Origin of the sequence: Pseudomonas edaphica (assembly GCF_005863185.1) — a bacterium.
Classification (GTDB): domain Bacteria; phylum Pseudomonadota; class Gammaproteobacteria; order Pseudomonadales; family Pseudomonadaceae; genus Aquipseudomonas; species Aquipseudomonas edaphica.
This window is the reverse complement of sequence record NZ_VBVZ01000557.1, coordinates 1-4021: the sequence shown is the minus strand read 5'-3', so window position 1 is coordinate 4021 and position 4021 is coordinate 1. Positions and strand designations below refer to the sequence as shown.

4 protein-coding genes and 1 pseudogene are annotated in these 4021 nt (G+C 59.2%); all 5 read left to right on the top strand.

Annotation, left to right across the window (positions count from 1 at the left end):
• Positions 1-219, top strand: a pseudogene (locus FEM54_RS26400) (adenylosuccinate lyase); the annotation flags it as partial.
• An 85-nt stretch (positions 220-304) separates the two neighbouring features.
• A complete protein-coding gene (locus tag FEM54_RS26395; RefSeq protein WP_017137512.1) occupies positions 305-1471 on the top strand; it encodes a ribosomal protein uL16 3-hydroxylase in 1167 nt (388 codons plus the stop codon).
• On the top strand, positions 1464-1886 hold the full coding sequence (locus FEM54_RS26390) for a GNAT family N-acetyltransferase (RefSeq protein ID WP_017137513.1): 423 nt from the start codon (positions 1464-1466) through the stop codon (positions 1884-1886). The genes FEM54_RS26395 and FEM54_RS26390 overlap by 8 nt, the downstream gene beginning before the upstream one ends.
• Positions 1887-2099: 213 nt before the next feature.
• Positions 2100-2837 (top strand): secretin N-terminal domain-containing protein, encoded by a 738-nt coding sequence (locus tag FEM54_RS26385; RefSeq protein WP_138453639.1) that lies wholly within the window; start codon positions 2100-2102, stop codon positions 2835-2837.
• A 496-nt stretch (positions 2838-3333) separates the two neighbouring features.
• A partial coding sequence (gene aceA / locus FEM54_RS26380; protein WP_138453638.1) for an isocitrate lyase occupies positions 3334-4021 on the top strand: 688 nt, incomplete at its 3' end.

The window sequence follows — 4021 nt, the reverse complement described above, 5'->3', positions numbered from 1 at the left end:
GTATTGGCCGAGCCGATCCAGACCGTAATGCGCCGCTACAACATCGAAAACCCGTACGAGAAGCTGAAAGAGTTGACGCGCGGCAAGGGCATCAGCCCTGAGGCGCTGCAAACTTTCATCGACGGCCTGGACATGCCAGCCGCCGCCAAGGCCGAGCTGAAATTGCTCACCCCGGCCAACTACATCGGCAATGCGGTGGCCCAAGCCAAGCGCATCTGATTTAGCGCAAGCCCTCTTGAGACGCCCGGCCGCGCCGGGCGTTTTTATTCCTGTCTTAAAAGCGCTTTTTTTCAATAGGTTACACATGAATCCTGATATTCCTCTTCAACTTCTGGGCGGCATCACGGCACGCGAATTCCTGCGCGACTACTGGCAGAAAAAACCGCTGCTGATCCGTCAGGCCATCCCTGATTTCGAAAGCCCGATCGACGCCGACGAACTGGCCGGCCTGGCCCTGGAAGAAGAAGTTGAATCGCGCCTGGTAATCGAACACGGCGAGCGCCCATGGGAACTGCGCCGCGGGCCGTTCGCCGAAGATGCGTTCAGCACATTGCCAGAGCGTGAGTGGACCCTGCTGGTGCAGGCAGTCGACCAGTTCGTACCCGAAGTTGCCGAATTGCTCGGGCACTTCCGCTTTTTGCCCAGCTGGCGCATCGACGATGTGATGATCAGCTTCGCCGCACCCGGCGGCAGTGTTGGCCCGCACTTCGACAACTACGACGTGTTCCTGCTGCAGGCCCAAGGCAAGCGCAACTGGAAAATCGGCCAGATGTGCAATTCCGAAAGCCCGCTGCTGCAGCACGCCGACCTGCGCATCCTCGCAGAATTCGAACAGAGCGAAGAATGGGTGCTGGAACCGGGCGACATGCTTTACCTGCCGCCGCGCCTGGCGCACTTCGGCATCGCCGAAGATGACTGCATGACCTATTCGGTGGGCTTCCGCGCACCGAGCGCCGCCGAAGTGCTGACCCACTTCACCGACTTCCTCAGCCAGTACCTGACCGATGAAGAGCGCTACACGGACGCCGACGCCCAACCAGTCAGCGACCCGCACCAGATTCAGGCGGATGCACTCGACCGCCTCAAAGGTCTGTTGGCCGAGCACATGAGCGACGAGCGCATGCTGCTGACCTGGTTCGGCCAGTTCATGACCGAGCCGCGGTACCCGGAACTGGTCGCCGGTGAAGAATTGGGCGAAGAAGACTTTATCAGCAGCCTGGAAAACGGCGCGATTCTGGTGCGCAACCCGAGCGCGCGCATGGCGTGGTCGGAAGTGGACGATGACGTACTGCTGTTTGCCAGCGGCCAGAGCCGTTATCTGCCAGGCAAACTGCGCGAACTGTTGAAACTGGTCTGCTCGGCCGACGCCCTGCACAGCGAAAACCTCGGCACCTGGCTGGCCGACGAAGACGGTCGTGACCTGCTGTGCGAACTGGTCAAGCAAGGAAGCCTGGGATTTGCCGATGAATAAGATTCACGTAAGTGTCGCGGACTGGCAAAAGGATATCGCTGAGATTCGGCGCATTCGTGAGGCGGTGTTTATCGCTGAACAATCGGTTCCACCAGAGCTGGAATGGGATGCGGATGACGCCGACGCAATGCATTTTCTTGCATTCGAAGGCGATTTTCCGATTGGCACCGCTCGCCTGCTGCCCAGCGGCGAGATTGGTCGCGTGTCGGTACTCAAGGACTGGCGCGGACTGAAGGTCGGCGACAAGCTGATGGAAACGGTGATCGGCGAGGCCGAAAAACGTGGCCAGACCAGGCAGTTCCTGAGTGCGCAGGTGTATGCGGCGCCGTTTTATGAGCGGCTGGGTTTCAAGATCGTCAGTGACGAATTCCTTGAAGTCGGGATTCCGCACGTTGATATGGTGCGCGAGGGCTGATTCGAGATCGAGTCGCCCTTATCGCAGGCAAGCCAGCTCCCACAGGGGAATGCATTCCAAATGTGGGAGCTGGCTTGCCTGCGATAGCGATGTAAGCAACACCCCAAAATGCCCTGCCTGCCAGGGCATTTTGCCGTCTACGATTCAACTTGCGACCCGCCAGGCCGACAAACTGGCACTATCAAGCCTAATTGACTCGCAGAGATAACGGACATGTCCCTACGCACCCTGCTCACCGCCCTGCTCCTCACTGCCAGCGCCTGCGCCATGGCCGACACCGAAGTCGTCAACCTGAGCAACCGCACCAGCGCCGACCTACTGCCCGTCGCGCAGAACTTTATCGGCAAGGACGGCACCGTCAGCGCCTATGGCAACCAGCTTATTGTTAAAGCGGACCCCGGCAAGATCCAGGACCTGCGCGCCCTGCTCACGCAACTGGACACACCCGCCAAGCGCCTGTTGATCACCGTCGACAGCAACGAAAACAACCAGCAGAACAGCGGCGACAGCCAAACCCGCATCATCAGCTACGGCACTGCCAGCCGCGACGGCGGCATCCAGCAGATCCAGGCCAGTGAAGGCGTGCCCGCACTGATTCAGGTCGGCCAGAGCGTGCCACTGACCACCACGCAGCCTGACGCCTACGGCCGCCCGCAGAACCAGACCCAGTACCGCAACGTCACCCAGGGCTTTTACGTGACTGCCAGTGTCACTGGCGAAACCGTACACCTGGCTATCAGTACCAACCGTGACCGCATGAGCCAGGAACGTCCCGATGTAGTGAATATTCAAAGTACCGACACAACGGTCAGTGGCCGCCTGGGCGAATGGATCCCGCTGGCGGGTATCAATCGCGAGACCCAGGCCGATAAATCCTCTACAACCCGCAGCTACTCTACCCAGGGCCGTGATGACCTGACTTTGCGGGTCAAGGTTGACACCCTGAACTAAAGCACCAAAAACTGACTGGCGAGTCGCATTAGACTAAAGATGTAGTGCCTGAAAAATAGCACTACAAAACATTTGACGAGCCAAAAAAGCCTGTGCATGATGGCCTCGCTCCCGCTAATCAGAGGCCCTGGCAAGGGCCTTCGGATCGCCGCTCTAAGCTACCCACCTGAGCCGATTCGTGTCTGTACCGCCCACAAGGTGTGTTTGACGTTGGTTGCGACTGGAACGAAGTTGTCCCGAGGGACGGAAGCTAACCAGGTAACCCGGCTACACACTGATGGATCGTACCAAGGCCCACGATGCCCGAAGACTGTTCGCAGTTTGCCCTTACCTGCTCAACTCACCCTCTCGCACTGCGTTTATCCCGTCGCCTTCCCCCGCCAAACCCGACTTGACCGCCTAAGCTTCTGGTCAGCGAGCAGCCCTGCCCACGCATTGAATGCACGGCTGGCAAAACGGATGTTTTTCCAAACAAGACGCGACGAGGTTTTTCCCCATGGCACTGACACGCGAACAGCAAATTGCAGCCCTTGAAAAAGATTGGGCTGAAAACCCACGCTGGAAAGGCGTAACCCGCGCTTATTCCGCTGCTGACGTCGTCCGCCTGCGTGGCTCGGTTCAACCTGAGCACACCTTTGCAAAACTCGGCGCCGAGAAGCTGTGGAAGCTGGTCACCCAGGGTGCCAAGCCGTCCTTCCGCCCCGAAAAAGATTTCGTCAACTGCATGGGCGCCCTCACTGGCGGCCAGGCAGTTCAACAGGTAAAAGCCGGTATCCAGGCGATCTACCTGTCCGGCTGGCAAGTGGCAGCGGACAACAACTCCGCTGAATCCATGTACCCCGACCAATCGCTGTACCCGGTGGACTCCGTGCCGACCGTGGTCAAGCGCATCAACAACTCGTTCCGCCGCGCCGACCAGATCCAGTGGAAAGCCGGTAAAGGTCCGGGCGACGAAGGCTACATCGACTACTTCGCACCCATCGTGGCTGACGCCGAAGCGGGTTTCGGCGGCGTACTCAACGCCTACGAACTGATGAAGAGCATGATCGAGGCAGGCGCTGCCGGCGTGCACTTCGAAGACCAACTGGCGTCGGTGAAAAAATGCGGCCACATGGGCGGCAAGGTACTGGTTCCAACCCAGGAAGCCGTACAAAAGCTGACCGCAGCACGCTTGGCCGCTGACG